Source organism: Sphaerisporangium sp. NPDC049003 (genome assembly GCF_043197795.1).
GTDB lineage: Bacteria > Actinomycetota > Actinomycetes > Streptosporangiales > Streptosporangiaceae > Sphaerisporangium.
Map to the genome: position 1 here is coordinate 231,854 of NZ_JBICTU010000006.1, position 17,579 is coordinate 249,432.

Genomic DNA, 17,579 nt, shown 5'->3' on the forward strand with positions numbered 1-17,579 from the left:
ATCGCGACATGCTTGACCGGCCTTCGAGGGCCGCACGCCACTACCCGTTCACCGCCGTCGTGGGGCTCGACAGCCTCAAGCTGGCGCTGATACTCAACGCGGTCTCCCCGCGCACCGGTGGCGTGCTCATCCGCGGGGAGAAGGGCACGGCGAAGTCGACGGTCGTCCGGGCGCTGGCGGCGCTGCTGCCGCCGGTCGCCGTCGTCCCCGGATGCCGGTTCTCCTGCGATCCGGCCGCTCCCGATCCCGGATGCCCCGATGGGCCGCACGGCGCGGAACCCCTCGCGGCCGTACGGCCGGCGAGGCTGGCCGAACTGCCCGTCGGAGCGTCCGAGGACCGGCTGACCGGCTCGCTGGACCTGGAACGCGCGCTGACCGAGGGGGTGAGGGCCTTCGACCCCGGCCTGCTCGCCGCCGCGCACCGGGGCGTGCTGTACGTGGACGAGGTCAACCTGCTGCACGACCACCTCGTGGACCTGCTGCTCGACGCCGCCGCGCTCGGCATGTGCTACGTCGAGCGCGACGCCGTGTCCGTGCGGCACGCGGCGCGGTTCATCCTGGTCGGCACGATGAACCCCGAGGAGGGCGAGCTGCGGCCCCAGTTGCTCGACCGCTTCGGCCTGACCGTGGAGGTCACGGCCTCGCGCGACCCCGAGGAGCGTGCCGAGGTGGTACGCCGGAGGTTGTCCTTCGAGGACGACCCCGAGGGGTTCGCCGACCGCTGGGCGGGCGAGGAGAAGGATCTCGCCGCCCGCGTCGCCGAGGCGCGCGGGCGCCTGCGCGAGGTGACCCTGTCCGACGCCGCGCTGCGGAAGATCGCCACGGTCTGCGCCGCGTTCGGGGTGGACGGGATGCGCGCGGACCTCATCACCGCGCACGCCGCCGTGGCGCACGCCGCCTGGCGGGGCGGTGATGAGGTCACGGCCGAGGACATCCGCGCGGCCGTACGGCTCGCCCTGCCGCACCGCCGCAGGCGTGACCCCTTCGACGCGCCCGGCCTGGACGAGTCCGAACTCGACGACCTTCTCGGCGGCCAGGACACCGACCCCGATCCCGACGGCGACGGTGACGGCGGCCCGGACCCAGACCCCGACGGCGATCCCGGCGGCGGCCCTGACCAAGACCCGGGCCCCGGCTCTGCCCCGGATACCGGTTCCGGCGCGGATGCCGGTTCCGGCCCGGATCACGGTGCCGGCCCGGAGCACGATTCCGGTGGGGGAAGCCGGCTGGCGGGTCCGGGGGCGTCGGCCGGGAAGCGGCCGGCACAGCCGGGCGAGCCCTACCGGGTGCGCACGCTGGCCGTACCCGGCCTCGGCACGGGAAGTCCGGGACGGCGGTCGCGCGCCCGCACGTCGTACGGCCGGATCTCGGGCTCGCGGGTGCCGCTCGGGCGGCTCACCTCGCCCCACCTGACGGCCACGCTCCGCGCGGCGGCCTCGTACCAGCGGGAACGCGGCAGGACCGGGCCCGGTCTGGTCGTACGGGCCGGCGACCTGCGCGAGGCCGTACGCGAGGGGCGGGAGGGCAACCTCGTCCTGTTCGTCGTCGACGCGAGCGGCTCCATGGCGGCACGGCAGCGCATGGGCGCGGTGAAGGGCGCCGTGCTGAGCCTGCTCCTCGACGCCTACCAGCGCCGTGACAAGGTCGGCCTGGTCACCTTCCGGGGCGCCGGCGCGGAGCTCGTGCTTCCGCCGACCTCGTCGGTGGAGGCCGGGGCGGCGCGGCTGCGGGCCCTGCCCACGGGCGGGCGCACCCCTCTCGCCCAGGGGCTGCGGCGGGCGGCCGAGGTGGTGCGCGTGGAACGGCTCCGCGACCCCTCCCGCAGGCCGCTGCTGGTCGTGGTCACCGACGGGCACGCCACCTCGGGCACGGACGCCGACGTGCTCAGGGCCGCCGCGCTGCTCAGGGACGTCGCCGCCGTGGTGGTCGACTGCGAGAACGGTCCGGTGCGGCTCGGCCTCGCCGTACGCCTGGCGGCCCGTCTTGGCGGCGAGGCCGTACGGCTGGACCGGCTGGCCGCCGGCGGCCTCCGCGACCTGGTCCGCGAACGCGGAAAGGCGGCCTAGACGTGCCTCGGGAAACGGACATCGTTCAGGAAATGGGAAGGGCGGTCTAGACGTGCCTCAGGGGAAGCCGGCGGAGGTGCCGGACGACGGCCTGACCACCCGGCAGCGGCGTACCCGGCCTCTGGTGCTCGTCCACACCGGGCCGGGCAAGGGCAAGTCCACCGCCGCGTTCGGGCTGGCCCTGCGGGCGTGGAACCAGGGCTGGCCGATCGGGGTGTTCCAGTTCGTCAAGTCGGCCAAATGGCGCGTGGGCGAGGAACGGGCCCTGGCGGTGCTCGGGGAGTCCGGCGAGGGCGGCGCGGTGACCTGGCACAAGATGGGCGAGGGCTGGTCCTGGATCAAGAAGCAGGGGACCGAGGACGACCACGCGGCCGATGCCCGCGAGGGCTGGGAGCAGATCAGGCGCGACCTCGCGGCGGAGACCTACCGGCTGTACGTGCTGGACGAGTTCACCTATCCCCTCAAGTGGGGGTGGATCGACGTCGAGGACGTGGTCGCGGCCCTCGCCGCCCGTCCGGGCACGCAGCACGTCGTGATCACCGGCAGGGACGCCCACCCGCGCCTGCTGGAGGCCGCGGACCTGGTCACCGAGATGACCAAGGTCAGGCACCCCATGGACACGGGCCAGAAGGGCCAGAAAGGCATCGAATGGTGATCGCCCACGACTCGTGGCCAGGCGGGGCGGGCGACCGGTGAGTGAGATCTCGCGCCTGGTCATCGCGGCCCCCTCCTCGGGCTCGGGCAAGACCACGGTGGCCACCGGGCTCATGGCGGCGCTGACCGCCAAGGGCTTCGTCGTGTCCCCGCACAAGGTCGGCCCCGACTACATCGACCCGGGCTACCACGCGCTCGCCTCCGGCCGTCCAGGACGCAACCTCGATCCCTGGCTGGTCGGGGACGATCTGATCGTCCCCCTGCTCGCCCACGGAGCCGCCGGGGCCGACATCGCCGTCATCGAGGGAGTGATGGGCCTCTTCGACGGCGCCGCCTCCCCGCACGGTTCATCCGGCGCGGGGGATTCCCGTGGTGGCGACCTCGCTTCGACCGCTCATGTCGCCCGGCTGCTGGACGCTCCGGTCGTCCTGGTCGTCGACGTCTCGGGTCAGGGGAGATCGGTCGCGGCGCTGGTCCACGGGTTCATGTCGTACGACACTCGCGTGCGCGTCGGCGGGGTGATCCTCAACCGGGTGGGCTCTCCGCGACACGAGCGGATCTGCCGCGAGGCGCTCGACGAGATGGGGATCGCCGTGTTCGGCGCCATCCCGCGCAGCGAGGTGGCCGCGACGCCGTCCCGCCACCTCGGCCTGATCCCGCCCGCGGAGCGCGGCGCGCGAGCGGTGGACGCGGTGGCCGGGATGGGAGAACTGGTGGCCGCCACCTGTGACCTGGAGTCCCTCGTCCGGCTGGCCCGCAGCGCGTCCACCCTCCCCGGTCGAACCTGGACGGCCCGTGAGGCGGTCGGCGATCTCACCGGGGCAGGCGCCGGTACGGACGTCGTGGTGGCGGTCGCCGGGGGAAAGGCGTTCACCTTCGGCTACGCGGAGCAGGCGGAGCTGATCGAGGCGGCGGGCGGCACGGTGGCCCTCTTCGACCCGTTGAGCGAGCAGAGCCTGCCCGCCGGGACGCGTGCCCTGGTGCTCCCCGGAGGCTTCCCCGAGGTGTACGCGGCGGAGCTGTCGGCCAACGAACCCCTCCGCCGGCAGGTCGCGGCCTTCGGCGGCCCCATCGTCGCCGAATGCGCGGGCCTGCTCTACCTGTGCCGGGAGCTGGACGGACGTCCGATGTGCGGGGTCGTCGCCGCGACCGCCGCGATGACCGGCACGCTCACACTCGGCTACCGGAGCGCCGTGGCCGTACGCGACTCGGTGCTGACCCGCGAGGGAGAGCGGTACCACGGGCACGAGTTCCACCGCACGCGCGTCACTCCGTCCGGCGACGCCGAGCCGCTCTACCGCTGGCGCGGCGGCGCCGACGGATACGGCGGACCGTCGCTCGCCGCGTCGTACCTGCACCTCCACTGGGCCGGTGCTCCCCACCTGGCCGCGAGGCTGGTGTCCCGTGCCCGGCACTAGCGGCCCCGGGCGCGCGTTCCCGGCACGGCCGGACACGAGCGGGCCGGTTGTCGTCGTCGGGGTGGGCGCCGACGGCTGGGACGGGCTGTCCGCCTCCGCGCGGCGGGAGATCGGCGCCGCCGAGGTGCTCATGGGCGGTTCCCGGCAGCTCGCCCTGGTGCCGGACACGGGCGCCGAACGGGTCGCGTGGCCCTCGCCGATGATCCCTGCCCTCCCCGGCCTCCTCGCCGAACGCGCGGACAGGGCCGTATGCGTCCTGGCCAGCGGCGACCCCATGTTCCACGGCATCGGAACGACGCTCGTCAGGCTTCTCGGCCCGGGCCGGGTCCGCGTGCTGCCGCATCCGTCGTCGGTCTCGCTGGCCTGCGCCCGGATGGGCTGGCCGGTCGAGGACACGACCGTCGTCAGCATGGTCGGCCGTCCGGTCGAGCTGCTTAACCGCGTCCTGCGACCGGGAAGCCGCGTGCTGGCGCTCAGCGCGGACGCCACCACGCCGGGTTCGATCGCCGGGCTCGCGACCTCAAGGGGTTACGGCGGTAGCGCGATGACCGTGCTGGAACAGCTCGGCGGCCCGCACGAGCGCCTGGTGAGGTCCACGGCCGCTCGATGGGAGGCGGAGGTGGATCCGCTGAACATCGTGGCCCTGGAGTGCCGGGCCGATCCGGACACGGCGGCTCTGGGGTCGGTCCCCGGCCTGCCGGACGACGCGTTCGAGCACGACGGGCAGCTGACGAAACGCGAGGTCCGCGCCGTGACGCTGTCCCGGCTGGCGCCCGTGCCCGGTGAGCTGCTCTGGGACGTGGGCGCGGGGGCGGGAAGCGTGGCGATCGAGTGGATGCGTACCCATCCGGCCTGCCGGGCGGTCGCCGTGGAGAGCCGTCCCGAGCGGGCCGCCCGCGTCGGGCGCAACGCGTCGGCGCTCGGCGTACCCGGGCTGCGGGTGGTGACCGGAACGGCCCCCGCGGCTCTCGCGGGCCTCGAACCACCCGACGCGGTCTTCGTCGGAGGCGGGAGCACCGCGCCGGGCACCGTCGAGACCTGCTGGAACGCCCTGCGCCCTGGCGGACGGCTGGTGGTCAACGCGGTGACCGTGGAGTCCGAGGCGGTGGTCGCGGCCTGGCACGCCAAGGTCGGCGGCGACCTCCTGCGAATCGCGGTCCAACGGGCCGGCCCGGTAGGAGGCTTCACCGCGTGGCGCCCGTCGATGCCGGTGACGGTGTGGACGGCGGTCAGCGGATGACACCGGGGCCGGGAACGGGCGACGCGGACGGCGGTCCGCGGATGACACACGGGGCGGGAACAGGCGTGAGGCAAGGGGAGGCATGACGTGGCGGTGCACTTCATCGGGGCGGGGCCGGGAGCGGCCGATCTCATCACCGTGCGGGGACGCGACCTGATCGCCTCCTCGCCGGTCTGCCTGTACGCCGGTTCGCTGGTGCCGAAGGAACTGCTCGACTTCGCGCCGGCGGGCGCGCGACTGGTGGACACGGCGCGGATGACGCTGGACGAGATAGTGGAAGAGATGCTCTCCGCGCACGCGGCCGGGCACGATGTCGCGCGGTTGCAGTCGGGTGACCCGTCCATCTTCAGCGCCATGGCCGAGCAGATGCGCCGCCTGGAGGCCGCCGGGATCCCGTACGACGTGACCCCTGGCGTTCCCGCGTTCGCGGCGGCGGCCGCCTCGCTGGGCCGCGAGCTGACGGTGCCGGGAGTGGGACAGACGGTGGTGCTGACCCGCACGTCCGCCCGCGCCACCGCCATGCCCGACGGCGAGGACCTCGGGACGCTCGGCCTCAGCCGTTCGACGATGGTGCTGCACCTGGCCGTCCAGCGGATCGACGCCCTGGTGGAGGAGCTGACGCCGAACTACGGCGCCGGCTGCCCGGTGGCGGTGGTGGCACGGGCGAGCCGTGACGACGAGGTCGTCCTGCGGGGGACCCTGGCCGACATCGCCGAGCGGGTGCACGAGGCGGGCGTGGTACGCACCGCCGTGGTCATCGTCGGCGGCGTGCTCACGGCCTCGGAGTTCCCCGACAGCCACCTCTACTCCACCGCACGCGAACGCGACTAGCGGTGCGCGGAGATCAGAAGGAGATCGTGATCGACTACATCCGAGACGGGGCGGAGATCTACCGCCGGTCTTTCGCCACCATCCGCGCGGAGGCCGAACTCACGGGTCTGCCGGACGACGTCGCGCGAGTGGCCGTCCGGATGATCCACGCCTGCGGCATGGTGGACCTGACCACCGACCTCGCCTGGTCGCCCGGCGTGGTGTCCGCCGCCCGTACGGCCCTGCGTGCCGGGGCGCCGGTGCTGTGCGACGCGAACATGGTGGCGTCCGGCGTGACGCGCGCCCGCCTTCCCGCCGGGAACGACGTGCTCTGCACGCTGGGAGACGCCCGGGTGCCGGACCTGGCGCGCCGGCTCGGCACCACGCGCAGCGCGGCGGCGCTGGAGCTGTGGCGGGACCGGCTGGACGGCGCCGTGGTGGCCGTCGGCAACGCGCCCACCGCGCTGTTCCGGCTGCTGGAGCTGGTCCGGCAGGGGGCGGGCAGGCCGGCCGCCGTGCTCGGCGTCCCGGTCGGGTTCATCGGCGCCGCCGAGTCCAAGCAGGCCCTCGCCGCGTACGGCGACGGCCTCGACTACCTGGTGGTAAACGGCCGCCGGGGTGGGAGCGCGCTGGCCGCCGCGGCCGTCAACGCGATCGCGAGCGAGGAGGAATGAGCGACAGCATGGACGACGATGCCGGGGGCACGGGGCGTGCCGAGGGGTCCGGGGGAGCTCAGGGTGGGGAGCGGGCTCTCGGACGTTTGTGGGGGGTGGGGCTCGGGCCCGGTGATCCGGAGCTGGTGACGGTGAAGGCCGCGCGCCTGGTCCGCCAGGCCGACGTGATCGCCTACCACAGCGCCCGGCACGGGCGGAGCATCGCCCGCACGGTGGCCGAGCCCTACCTTCGCGGCGACCAGATCGAGGAGGCGCTGGTCTACCCCGTCACCACCGAGACCACCGACCACCCGGGCGGCTACCGGGGCGCGATCGACGCGTTCTACGTGACCTGCGCCGAGCGCCTGGCCGCGCATCTCGACGCCGGGCGCGACGTGGTCGTGCTGTGCGAGGGCGACCCGCTCTTCTACGGCTCCTACATGCACCTCCACAAGCGGCTCGCGCACCGCTACCCGACCGAGGTGGTCCCCGGAGTGACCTCGGTGAGCGCCGCGTCGGCCGTACTGGGCCGTCCGCTGGTCGAGCGCGAGGAGACCCTGACCATCCTCCCGGGCACGCTGCCATCGGAGGAGCTCGCGGCACGGCTGGCCACCGCCGACTCGGCGGCGATCCTCAAGCTGGGCCGCACCTTCACCTCCGTACGCGAGGCGCTCGCGCGGGCCGGCCGCCTGGACGAGGCCTGGTACGTCGAGCGGGCGACCACCGGCGGGCAGCGGATAGCCCCGCTCGCGCGGGTCGACCCCGGTGAGGTGCCGTACTTCTCCCTGGCCATCCTGCCCAGCCGGATGGACACCCCGTCGCCGGTGCCCGCCGGTCCGGGCGCGGGCCGCACGGACACGCTGTCCCCGATGCCCAGGACGGCCGGGCCGGGGGGCGGCCTCGGGGAAGTCGTCGTGGTGGGGCTCGGCCCTGCGGGCCGCCACTGGCTGACTCCGGAGGCCCAGGACGCTCTGGCGACCGCCGACGAGCTCGTCGGTTACGGCCCCTACCTGGACCGGGTGGCTCCCAACCCCCGCCAGCGCCGGCACCCGACCGACAACCGCGTCGAGGCCGAGCGGGCGGCGCACGCGCTGGAGCTGGCGAAGGCGGGCTCCCGCGTCGCGGTGGTCTCCTCGGGTGACCCCGGAGTGTTCGCGATGGCAGCCGCCGTGCTGGAGGTGGCGTGCGAGCCGAGGTTCGCCGGGGTGCCGGTGCGCGTGGTGCCGGGCCTGACGGCCGCGCACGCGGTGGCCGCTCGGGCCGGTGCTCCACTCGGTCACGACTACTGCGTGCTCTCCCTGTCCGACCAGCTCAAGCCGTGGGACGTCATCGCCGGGCGCGTCACGGCCGCGGCACGCGCCGACCTGGTGCTGGCGATCTACAACCCGGCGTCGCGCAGCCGTACGTGGCAGGTGGCCGCGGCGCGGGACCTCCTGCTGGAGCACCGCGCCCCGGACACGCCCGTGGTCGTCGGGCGGGACGTCGGCGGCCCTGCGGAGAGCCTGCGCGTCACCACCCTCGCCAAGCTGGACCCGGCCGGCGTCGACATGCGCTGCCTGCTGGTCATCGGCTCCTCGACGACCCGCACGGTGTACCGGAACGGCCGCCCCGTCGTCTTCACCCCCCGCCGCTACCCCGCCTGAACGGCGCGGCCCGCCCCGGAGCCCAGCGACTCACGAGGCCATGGAGCCAGGTGAGGGCCTCTTCCGTGGTCTCCACAGCGGGGATCCGGGGGAGGGGCGGGCGGCGTACGACGACGACGGGGAGGCCGAGTTCGCGTGCGGCCGACAGCTTGGCCATGGTCATCGTTCCGCCGCTGTCCTTGGTGACCAGCACGTCGACGCGGTGCCGGCGCATCAGCGCCCGCTCGCCGTCCAGCGTGTACGGACCCCGGTCGCGCAGGAGGCGGCAGTGGCGAGGAAGCGGCGGATCGGGTGGGTCGACCGTGCGGATCAGGAACCACAGGTCGTCCAGGCCGGCGAAGACCGGCAGGCCCTGGCGTCCGGTGGTGAGGAAGACCCGCCTTCCGAGCCCTGGCAGCGACGCGGCGGCTTCCGGCAGGGACGACGTCCAGTGCCAGTCGTCTGCGGCCTCCTGCCGCCATCCTGGCCGACGCAGCACGAGCAGGGGGACCTCCGCCGCCGCGGTTGCGCGTACGGCCGAGGCGGTGATCCGTTCGGCGAACGGGTGGGTGGCGTCAACCACGGCCCTGATGCCCTGCTCGCGCAGCCAGTCGGCCAGGCGTTCTGGCCCGCCGAACCCCCCGACGCGCACCTCGCCCTCAGGAAGGCGGGGATCGGTCACACGGCCCGCGAGCGAGGAGATCACGCGGACCTCGGGACGGGCCGCCAGCGCCGCCGCCAGCGCCCGCGCCTCACCCGTCCCCCCGAGAACGAGCACGCCTGACCTCACCAGACGCCCCTGTCCACGGACACGAACCCGGATCCCTCCATCACGCCCCGGACCGTCTGGACGTGCCGGCCACCTGGCGGGCCGCGGTGACCGCGGCCGTCGTCTCCTCGATGTCCTCGCAGTGCAGGCTCCGGCCGCCGGCGTCGACACGGTAGCCGTCGCCGGTGGCCACCACGAGTACGGCCTGCCCGGCGGGCCGTCCGCACCGGCGCTCGCACCCGGCCCAGTGCACGCGAAGCACACCGGCGCCCGGCGCGCGGGCGGTGGTCGCCTGGATGTGCGCGATCGACGCGGCGTCCGCCTGGACATCGGAGAGTGACTTCGCGCAGCCGGGTCGTCCGGTGCAGGCCGTGACCCCGGTCCACGGGGAGGCGGGATCGGTGACCAGGCCGGTGGCCGCGAGCCTGGACAGCCATGACTCCGCGTCCGCTCCGCTGACGCCGGGCACGACGGCGCCACGCCATGGCGTCAGCCGGATCTCGCCGTCGCCCGCCTGCGCCGCCGTCGCCAGTGCTCGCGCCTGGGCGCCGGTCAGCCGGCCGAGCGGCGGCATGACGACGAGCGCGACCCGGGGGACGGCCCTCTCCCCGGGCCCGGGTACGGCCCCCCGCGCGGGCCGGTGTACCAGGCCGAGCGGCGGCGATGACGGCACGTCCGGGGAGACCACCGGCACGGGGTCGTGCTCCCCGGACCCGGTGGGGCCGTCGGCGTGGGCGGGCGTCCCGACGCGGGCGGAGCCGCCGAGGTGGGTGGCGATCCTCGCCGGGCCGTCGTCGAGTTCGGCCATGCGCCAGGCCGTCGAGTTCTGGGCGGTTCGTTCGGCGAGGAAGGCCTCGGCCGCCGCCATCATCGCGGATACCGCCTGTGTCGGGGCGAGGCGTACTCCGTGGTCCTCTCCCGCCAGGAGGAGCGCCCCCTCGACCGGCTCTCCGCCGGCCGGCGCGGGGATCGGGACGAAGGTGAGGTCGGCCTTGAGGGCGGGCAGGTCGCCTCTGCCGTCGTCCAGGGCGAACAGGAACCGGCCGGGCAGTCCCGCGAGGGCCGGGCGGGAGCACAGCGCCTCGTCCAGTTCGCGTACGAGCGGTGCCACCTCGATCAGGCCGCGACCGTCGAGCCCGGCCATGGGGGAGGCCAGGATGTTCCGCACACGTTCATGGGTCGCGGAGGGGAGCAGCCCCGCGGCGGCCATCCTCGCGGCGAACGCGGTCTCCCCCTCGGCGTTCAGCCCTCGTACCTGCACGTTGGCACGGGAGGTCAGCTCGACCACCCCGGAGCCGAGGGACGTGGCGGCGGCGCCCAGCTCGCGCAACTGGGCGGCGGTGAGGACGCCACCCGGCACCCGGATACGGGCGACGGCACCGTCCGCGGCCGGATGCGTCTGCAACGCACCGGGACAGGCGTCCACCCGCGACCTGTCCGGGGGTTTCCGGACGTGGAATCGCGACGAGGACTCCGGAAAGTCGACGACAGACACGTTGAGGATGTTAACCCGACTTCTCGCAATAAGTCGGACTCCGTGATCTGATAGGGGAGCGACGGCACAAGGAGGAAGCCGGTGTGAATCCGGCGCGGTCCCGCCACTGTCACCGGGGAGCGAACCCCATCCAAGGCCACGGCCCGGCAACGGGCGGGAAGGCCGGGGTGAGCGTCGATCCGGAAGCCAGGAGACTCCAGGCCGTGTGGACCCACGACCCGGGGCGCGGACCCCGAGTGAGGATGTGCCGTGCGCCATCTCCCCGTACTTCTGCTGTCGACCTCCGACACCGACCTGCTGAGCGCACGCGCGAGCGGCGCCCCGTACCGCCTGGACAACCCGGCGCGGCTCGCCGTCGAGGACCTCTCCCCGCTGCTCGACGACGTGGAGCTGGTCGTCGTCCGCCTGCTCGGCGGGCGGCGGGTATGGGAGGAGGGGCTGGACATGCTGCTGGCGGGGCCCCGCCCCGTCATCGTGCTCGGAGGCGAGCAGGCTCCCGACGCCGAGTTGATGGAGCTGTCCACCGTCCCCGGTGGAGTGTGCGCCGAGGCGCACGCCTATCTGGCGCACGGTGGCCCGGCCAACCTGGCCGAGCTGTACAGGTTCGTGTCCGACACCGTGCTGCTCACCGGGCACGGCTTCGCGGCCCCCGCGCCCACGCCAAGCTGGGGCGTCCTTGAGAGGACCGACGGCGCCGAAGGTGAGGGGCGGCCGGTCGTGGGGGTTCTGTACTACCGGGCTCATCATGTCGCGGGGAACACCGGGTTCGTCGAGGCGTTGTGCGGCGCGATCGAGGACGCCGGAGGCCGGGCGCTGCCCGTGTACTGCGCGTCGTTGCGCACCGCGGAGCCCGGCCTGATGGAGGTTCTCGGCGGCGTGGACGCGCTGGTCGTCACCGTGCTGGCGGCGGGCGGCACCCGTCCGGCCACCGCCTCGGCGGGCGGCGACGACGAGGCCTGGGACGTGGGGGCGCTCGCCCGGCTCGACGTTCCGATCATCCAGGGCCTGTGCCTGACGGGAGACCGGGAGACCTGGGCGGCGAGCGACGACGGGCTGTCCCCGCTGGACGCCGCCTCGCAGGTGGCCATCCCGGAGTTCGACGGGCGGATCATCACCGTGCCGTTCTCCTTCAAGGAGGTCGACGAGGAGGGCCTGACCGTCTACGTGGCGGACCCCGAGCGCGCGGCCCGGGTCGCCGGCATCGCCGTACGGCACGCCGCGCTGCGGCACGTGCCCCCGGGGGACAGGCGGATCGCGGTCATGCTGTCGGCCTACCCCACCAAGCACGCGCGGATCGGCAACGCCGTGGGCCTGGACACACCCGCCAGCGTGGTCCGCCTGCTGGCCGCCATGCGCGCGAGCGGGTACGACATCGGGCCCGAGGGCGAGGGCGGCCTGCCGGGCGTGGACGGGCAGGACGGCGACGCGCTCGTCCACGCGCTCATCGCCGCGGGCGGCCAGGACCAGGACTGGCTCACCGAGGAGCAGCTCTCCGGCAACCCCGTGCGCGTCTCCGCCGCGCGTTACCGGGCCTGGTACGCCACGCTTCCCGAGGACCTCCGCGCGGGGATGGAGCGGCACTGGGGACCGCCGCCCGGCGAGCTGTTCGTCGACCGTTCGCGCGACCCCGAGGGGGAGATCGTGCTGGCGGCCCTGCGCGCCGGCAACGTCGTGGTGATGGTCCAGCCGCCGCGTGGGTTCGGCGAGAACCCCATCGCGATCTACCACGACCCCGACCTGCCGCCCAGCCACCACTACCTGGCCGCCTACCGCTGGCTCCAGGACGGGTTCGGCGCGCACGCGGTGGTACACGTCGGCAAGCACGGCAACCTGGAGTGGCTGCCGGGCAAGTCCGCCGGGATGTCCGCCTCCTGCGGGCCGGACGCCGCGCTCGGCGACCTGCCGCTGATCTACCCGTTCCTCGTGAACGACCCCGGCGAGGGGACCCAGGCCAAGCGCCGCGCCCACGCCACCCTGGTCGACCACCTGGTGCCGCCCATGGCCCGCGCCGACACCTACGGCGACATGGCGCGTCTGGAGCAGCTCCTCGACGAGCACGCCTCCATCGCCGCGATGGACCCCGCCAAGCTCCCCGCGATCCGCGCCCAGATCTGGACCCTCATCCAGGCCGCCCGGCTCGACCACGATCTCGGGCTGGACGACAGGCCGCACGACGCGGAGTTCGACGACTTCCTGCTGCACGTCGACGGCTGGCTGTGCGAGGTCAAGGACGTGCAGATCCGCGACGGCCTGCACGTGCTGGGTCAGGCGCCCGTGGGCCGGGCCCGCGAGGACCTCGTGCTGGCGATGCTGCGCGCCCGGCAGATGTGGGCCGGGGCCGAGGCGCTACCCGGGCTGCGCGAGGCCCTCGGCCTGGCGGAGGACGGCAGCGCCGCGCGGGCCGACACCGACCGGGCCGAGACGGTCGCGGCGGCGCTCGTCCACGGCATGGAGGAGCGCGGCTGGGATCCCGGCGCGGTGGAGGAGGTCTGCGCGGCCGTACCGCCGGTGGCCGGGGAGGCGGCGGGGGTGGCCGTACCGCCGATGGCCGGGCGGATCCTGCGCTTCGCGGCCACCGAGATCGTTCCGCGGCTGGCGAGGACCAGCGACGAGATCGGCGCCGTGCTGCACGCGCTCGACGGAGGGTACGTGCCGGCGGGGCCGAGCGGGTCGCCGCTGCGCGGGCTGATCAACGTGCTGCCCACCGGCCGGAACTTCTACTCGGTCGACCCCAAGGCCGTGCCGAGCCGCCTTGCCTGGGAGACGGGGCAGGCCATGGCCGACTCGCTGCTCGCACGCTACCGCGCCGACACCGGCGACTGGCCGCGCTCGGTGGGCCTGTCGATCTGGGGGACCAGCGCCATGCGCACCTCCGGTGACGACGTGGCCGAGGTGCTCGCGCTCCTCGGCGTACGACCGGTGTGGGACGAGGCGTCCCGCCGGGTCACCGGCCTCGCGCCGATCCCCCACGAGGAGCTGGGCCGCCCCCGCGTGGACGTCACCGTCAGGATCAGCGGCTTCTTCCGCGACGCGTTCCCCCACGTCGTCGTGATGCTGGACGACGCGGTGCGGCTGGTCGCCGGGCTGGAGGAGCCGGAGGAGGTCAACTTCGTACGGGCGCACGTGGTGGCCGACCGCGCGGAACACGGCGACGAGCGCCGGGCCACCACCCGCGTCTTCGGGTCGAGGCCGGGCGCCTACGGGGCGGGGCTGCTGCCGCTGATCGACAGCCGCAACTGGCGCGACGACGCCGACCTCGCCGAGGTGTACGCGGTGTGGGGCGGCTTCGCCTACGGCAGGGACATGGACGGCACGCCCGCGAGAAAGGACATGGAGACCGCCTACCGGCGCATCGCCGTGGCCGCCAAGAACGTCGACACCCGCGAGCACGACATCGCCGACTCCGACGACTACTTCCAGTACCACGGCGGCATGATCGCCACCGTGCGCGCCCTGACCGGCAAGGCGCCCGCCGCCTACATCGGCGACAGCACCCGTCCGGACGCGGTGCGCACCCGGACGCTCTCGGAGGAGACGGCGCGGATCTTCCGCGCCCGGGTCGTCAACCCGCGCTGGGTGGCGGCGATGCGGCGGCACGGGTACAAGGGGGCGTTCGAGCTGGCGGCGACCGTCGACTACCTGTTCGGGTACGACGCGACCACCGGCGTGGTGGCCGACTGGATGTACGACAGGCTCGCCGCCACCTACGTCCTGGATCCGGAGAACCAGCGGTTCCTCGCCGAGTCCAACCCGTGGGCCCTGCACGGCATGGCGGAACGCCTGCTGGAGGCGGCCGGGCGCGGCATGTGGGAGCACCCGGACCCCGAGATCCTCAACGACCTTCAGGAGGTCTACCTCAAGGTCGAGGGCGACATCGAAGGCGGCGCGGACGAATCCGCCTGAACGTGGACCGCGCCTTCGCCCGGGATCGACGGCGGCCGATTCTCAAAGATCCATACAAGGATGGTGATCAAGCGCGAAGATGGCGGGCATGATCCGCCGGGAGACGCCGTGGGGAACCTGGGATCCCGCGCCGCTTTCTGACGTCGCCGCGCTCTTGTCGATCCTGCCGGGCCCCTGGTGGATCGCGGGCGGCTACGCCATCGAGCTGGCGCTGGGCCGTTCGTTCCGGGAGCACGGGGACATCGACATCCTGCTGCTCCGTTGTGATCAGCTCGCCGTGCAGCGGGCGCTGCCGCACTGGGAGTGGTGGGCCGCGGATCCCCCGGGGGTCCTGCGACGCTGGGCGCCGGGCGAGATCCTGCCCGAGACCGTCGACGACATCTGGTGCCGCCCCGGGCCTGAGAAGCCGTGGCGCATCCAGGTGATGCTCGACGAGTCCGACGGCGACGAGTGGGTCTCGCGGCGCGACAGCCGGGTGCGGCGCCCCATCGGCGAGCTGGGCCTGGTCTCGCCGGAAGGCATCCCGTACCTGGCGCCCGAGGTCCAGCTGTTCTACAAGGCCAAGCGCCCCCGCGCCAAGGACGAGCAGGACTTCACCGAGACGCTGCCCGCGCTCGACGGCTCCCAGCGCCGCTGGCTGGCACGCGCCATCGCGGAGGTGTACGGCGAGCATCCGTGGACGGACCGTCTGTGCGGCTGATCACCGCGCGGCCGGGTCGAAGCGCCAGGCCAGCAGCACGAGCACGCCGGCGCCCCCGGTGAGCGCGGCCGAGACGGCGATCACGCTGAGCCAGCCGCCGGTCTGCCACTGGTGGGTGGCGATCGCCCCGAACGCCGAGCTGCCGAGGTAGTAGACCAGCAGGTAGAGCCCGGACGCCTGCCCGACCCCGACGCCGACCCGGTGGGCCCGGCCCGCCACCCACCCGCTCGCCAGCGAGTGGGTGCCGAGGAACGCGAAGGTCAGCACGCCGAGCCCGGCGACGACCACCGCGAGCTGGGCCGGGATGGTCAGCAGGACCCCGGCGAGCAGGAGGCCGACGCCGATCAGCGCGGCGGGTCCGCGCCCGAGCCGGGCCGCGACCCGTCCCGCGGCGTGCGGCGCGAACAGGCCCACGGGGTAGGCGAGGAACACCAGCACCGCCGCGCTGCCCAGCAGGTAGGGCGCGACCTCCAGGCGGAACGCCATCGCGTTGTACAGGCCGACGAACGCGCCCATGATCGCCGCTCCCACCAGGCACAGCATGACGAGGGCCGGATCCCGCAGGGTGAGCCAGGTGGTGCGCAAGATGCTCATCGGCCGGGGGCTCGACCGTACGAAGCGCCGCGACGGCGGGACCAGGGCCCACAGCCCGGCGGTCGCGGCCGCGGTCAGCAGCCCGACGGCCAGCGCGGCGCCCTGCCAGCCCCACAGGGCGTCGAACGGCCCGGGGAGCAGCCGGCCCGCGGCCCCGCCCACCGCCGTGCCCGTGATGTACGCGGCGTTGGCGCGCAGGTGCGCCCCGCTGTGGATCTCCTCGCCGAGGTAGGCCATCGCCACGGCGGGCAGCCCGGCCAGCGCGACGCCTTCGAGGCCCCGGATGACCAGCAGGCCGTGCCAGGTGGGCGCGAAGGCGGCGGCGATCCCGAGCGCCGCCGACCCCGCCAGGGAGATCCGCATGATGGCCACGCGCCCGACGACGTCCGAGATCGGCCCGACGAACAGCAGCGTGCCCGCCATGGTGATCGTGGTCAGGGACAGCACCGCCGACGACGACGACGCCGACACCTGGAAGTGCCTGGCGACGCTCGGGAGCAGCGGCTGGACGTAGTACAGGGCCATGAAGTTCGCGAACCCGCCCAGCATCAGCCCGTACATGATCCGCCGGTAGGCGCGCTCGCCCGGCCGGTACCCGTCGTGGGCGGCGGGGCGGGTGAGGCGTCCGGACAGGGCGGGGAGGGTCGTCGTCACCAGGCCGATGCTGCCCCTCCGACCCTGATGCTCAAAATGCGGATTTTGACACTGCTGATGCGCATAACGCATCATCGCTGGATGGACCTGCAAACGCTGCGCTGGTTCCTGTCTCTTTGTGACACAGAGAACATGCGGGACACGGCCGCCGCCGAGAGGGTCAACCAGTCCACGGTGTCACGGTCGCTCGCCCGGCTGGAGGCCGATCTGGGGGTCGAGCTGTTCCACCGGCACGGGCGCAGGCTGACCGTCAACCGGTTCGGCGCGCTGTTCCGCGACCACGCCCGCCGGGCGGTCGGCGACCTGGACGCGGCCCGCCGGCGCATCGGCGCCCTGGCCAACCCCGACACCGGGCTGATCCGGCTCGGCTTCCTGCACTCCGTGGGCCGCTGGCTGGTGCCGGAACTCCTTCGCGACTACCGCGCCGTCACACCGGGAATCCGGTTCGAGCTCCACCAGGGCTTGGCGCGCGAACTGTACGCCTGGCTGCGCCACGGGGACATCGACGCCGCACTGGTCACCCCGCCCCGCGACGGCGGCGACCCGCTCTGGCACGGGCTGCGGGACCAGCAGCTCTGCATCGCCCTGGCCGCCGACCACCCGCTCGCCGGCGTGCCGGGGCTCGCGCTCAGGGACGTACGCGACGAGCCGTTCATCGCCTTCGCCCAGACCACGGACCTGCGCCGGGTGATCGACAGACTGTGCCAGGACGCCGGGTTCGCGCCCGTGATCGCGTTCGAGAGCGAGGAGATCGCCACGGTGCGGGGGCTCGTCAGCGCCGGGCTCGGCGTGGGGATCCTGCCGCGCCCCGCGGTGCTCGAACACGACGACCCCGTGTACCGCCCGCTCGCACCGGAGCGGCGGCGGCCGATCGGCCTCGCCTGGCACCCGAGTCCGGCCCCCACGGCCGCGACCGCGGGGTTCATCGAGCACCTGCGCCGGGGCGGCGCCGGCGACCGGGAAACCCAGACCGCGAAGGGACGCGGGCGACCGGCCTGACC

13 protein-coding genes and 1 riboswitch are annotated in these 17,579 nt (G+C 74.1%); of the genes, 10 read left to right on the top strand and 3 right to left on the bottom strand.

The genetic code is table 11. The features are described from left to right. Nucleotides 1-8 precede the first annotated feature (8 nt). From ACGFIV_RS09080 to ACGFIV_RS09110, 7 genes are all read left to right on the top strand, one after another. The gene (locus tag ACGFIV_RS09080) at nt 9-2,066 is read left to right on the top strand and encodes a magnesium chelatase subunit D family protein (protein ID WP_392833367.1); all 2,058 of its coding nucleotides are present in this window, start codon (nt 9-11) and stop codon (nt 2,064-2,066) included. Nucleotides 2,067-2,118: 52 nt separating this feature from the next. Next, a complete protein-coding gene (gene cobO / locus ACGFIV_RS09085; protein ID WP_392833370.1) occupies nt 2,119-2,721 on the top strand; it encodes a cob(I)yrinic acid a,c-diamide adenosyltransferase in 603 nt (200 codons plus the stop codon). A 37-nt stretch (nt 2,722-2,758) separates the two neighbouring features. Then, on the top strand, nt 2,759-4,138 hold the full coding sequence (locus ACGFIV_RS09090) for a cobyrinate a,c-diamide synthase (RefSeq protein WP_392833374.1): 1,380 nt from the start codon (nt 2,759-2,761) through the stop codon (nt 4,136-4,138). Continuing rightward, nucleotides 4,125-5,378, top strand: a complete 1,254-nt coding sequence (gene cbiE / locus ACGFIV_RS09095; protein ID WP_392833377.1) for a precorrin-6y C5,15-methyltransferase (decarboxylating) subunit CbiE — start codon at nt 4,125-4,127, stop codon at nt 5,376-5,378. Before ACGFIV_RS09090 ends, cbiE begins: the two co-directional genes overlap by 14 nt. Before the next feature lie 87 nt (nt 5,379-5,465). Further along, on the top strand, nt 5,466-6,209 hold the full coding sequence (gene cobM / locus ACGFIV_RS09100; protein WP_392833380.1) for a precorrin-4 C(11)-methyltransferase: 744 nt from the start codon (nt 5,466-5,468) through the stop codon (nt 6,207-6,209). Nucleotides 6,210-6,235: 26 nt separating this feature from the next. After that, the gene (locus ACGFIV_RS09105; RefSeq protein ID WP_392833383.1) at nt 6,236-6,862 is read left to right on the top strand and encodes a precorrin-8X methylmutase; all 627 of its coding nucleotides are present in this window, start codon (nt 6,236-6,238) and stop codon (nt 6,860-6,862) included. Further along, the gene (locus ACGFIV_RS09110; protein ID WP_358549069.1) at nt 6,859-8,484 is read left to right on the top strand and encodes a precorrin-2 C(20)-methyltransferase; all 1,626 of its coding nucleotides are present in this window, start codon (nt 6,859-6,861) and stop codon (nt 8,482-8,484) included. The genes ACGFIV_RS09105 and ACGFIV_RS09110 overlap by 4 nt, the downstream gene beginning before the upstream one ends. Here ACGFIV_RS09110 and ACGFIV_RS09115 read toward each other — a convergent pair. Next, on the bottom strand, nt 8,459-9,241 hold the full coding sequence (locus ACGFIV_RS09115; RefSeq protein WP_358549072.1) for a cobalt-precorrin-6A reductase: 783 nt from the start codon (nt 9,239-9,241) through the stop codon (nt 8,459-8,461). The two genes, ACGFIV_RS09110 and ACGFIV_RS09115, sit on opposite strands and share 26 nt — an antisense overlap. Before the next feature lie 52 nt (nt 9,242-9,293). Further along, nucleotides 9,294-10,727, bottom strand: a complete 1,434-nt coding sequence (cobG, locus tag ACGFIV_RS09120; protein ID WP_392833388.1) for a precorrin-3B synthase — start codon at nt 10,725-10,727, stop codon at nt 9,294-9,296. 18 nt (nt 10,728-10,745) lie between these two features. After that, nucleotides 10,746-10,943: riboswitch (cobalamin riboswitch) on the top strand. Nucleotides 10,944-10,976: 33 nt separating this feature from the next. On the opposite strand from cobG, the gene cobN reads away from it, so the two are divergent. Beyond that, nucleotides 10,977-14,630, top strand: coding sequence for a cobaltochelatase subunit CobN (cobN, locus tag ACGFIV_RS09125; protein ID WP_392833390.1), 3,654 nt, complete (start codon nt 10,977-10,979; stop codon nt 14,628-14,630). An 88-nt stretch (nt 14,631-14,718) separates the two neighbouring features. Next, entirely contained in the window at nt 14,719-15,330 is a 612-nt protein-coding gene (locus tag ACGFIV_RS09130) for a nucleotidyltransferase domain-containing protein (protein WP_358549080.1), read from the top strand. Here the strand turns inward: ACGFIV_RS09130 and ACGFIV_RS09135 are convergent, their stop codons facing one another. After that, on the bottom strand, nt 15,331-16,578 hold the full coding sequence (locus ACGFIV_RS09135; protein WP_392833395.1) for an MFS transporter: 1,248 nt from the start codon (nt 16,576-16,578) through the stop codon (nt 15,331-15,333). It lies immediately after the preceding gene. Between the two features lie 81 nt (nt 16,579-16,659). Here ACGFIV_RS09135 and ACGFIV_RS09140 point away from each other — a divergent pair, with 81 nt between their 5' ends. Then, nucleotides 16,660-17,577, top strand: a complete 918-nt coding sequence (locus ACGFIV_RS09140; protein WP_392833398.1) for a LysR family transcriptional regulator — start codon at nt 16,660-16,662, stop codon at nt 17,575-17,577. Nucleotides 17,578-17,579: the final 2 nt, after the last annotated feature.

What these genes read in the sequence shown, in the direction of transcription:
- ACGFIV_RS09110 (WP_358549069.1), top strand. Translation starts at nt 6,859, where the DNA reads ATGAGCGACAGCATGGACGACGATGCCGGGGGCACGGGGCGTGCCGAG.
- ACGFIV_RS09080 (WP_392833367.1), top strand. Translation starts at nt 9, where the DNA reads ATGCTTGACCGGCCTTCGAGGGCCGCACGCCACTACCCGTTCACCGCC.
- ACGFIV_RS09140 (WP_392833398.1), top strand. Translation starts at nt 16,660, where the DNA reads ATGGACCTGCAAACGCTGCGCTGGTTCCTGTCTCTTTGTGACACAGAG.
- ACGFIV_RS09130 (WP_358549080.1), top strand. Translation starts at nt 14,719, where the DNA reads ATGATCCGCCGGGAGACGCCGTGGGGAACCTGGGATCCCGCGCCGCTT.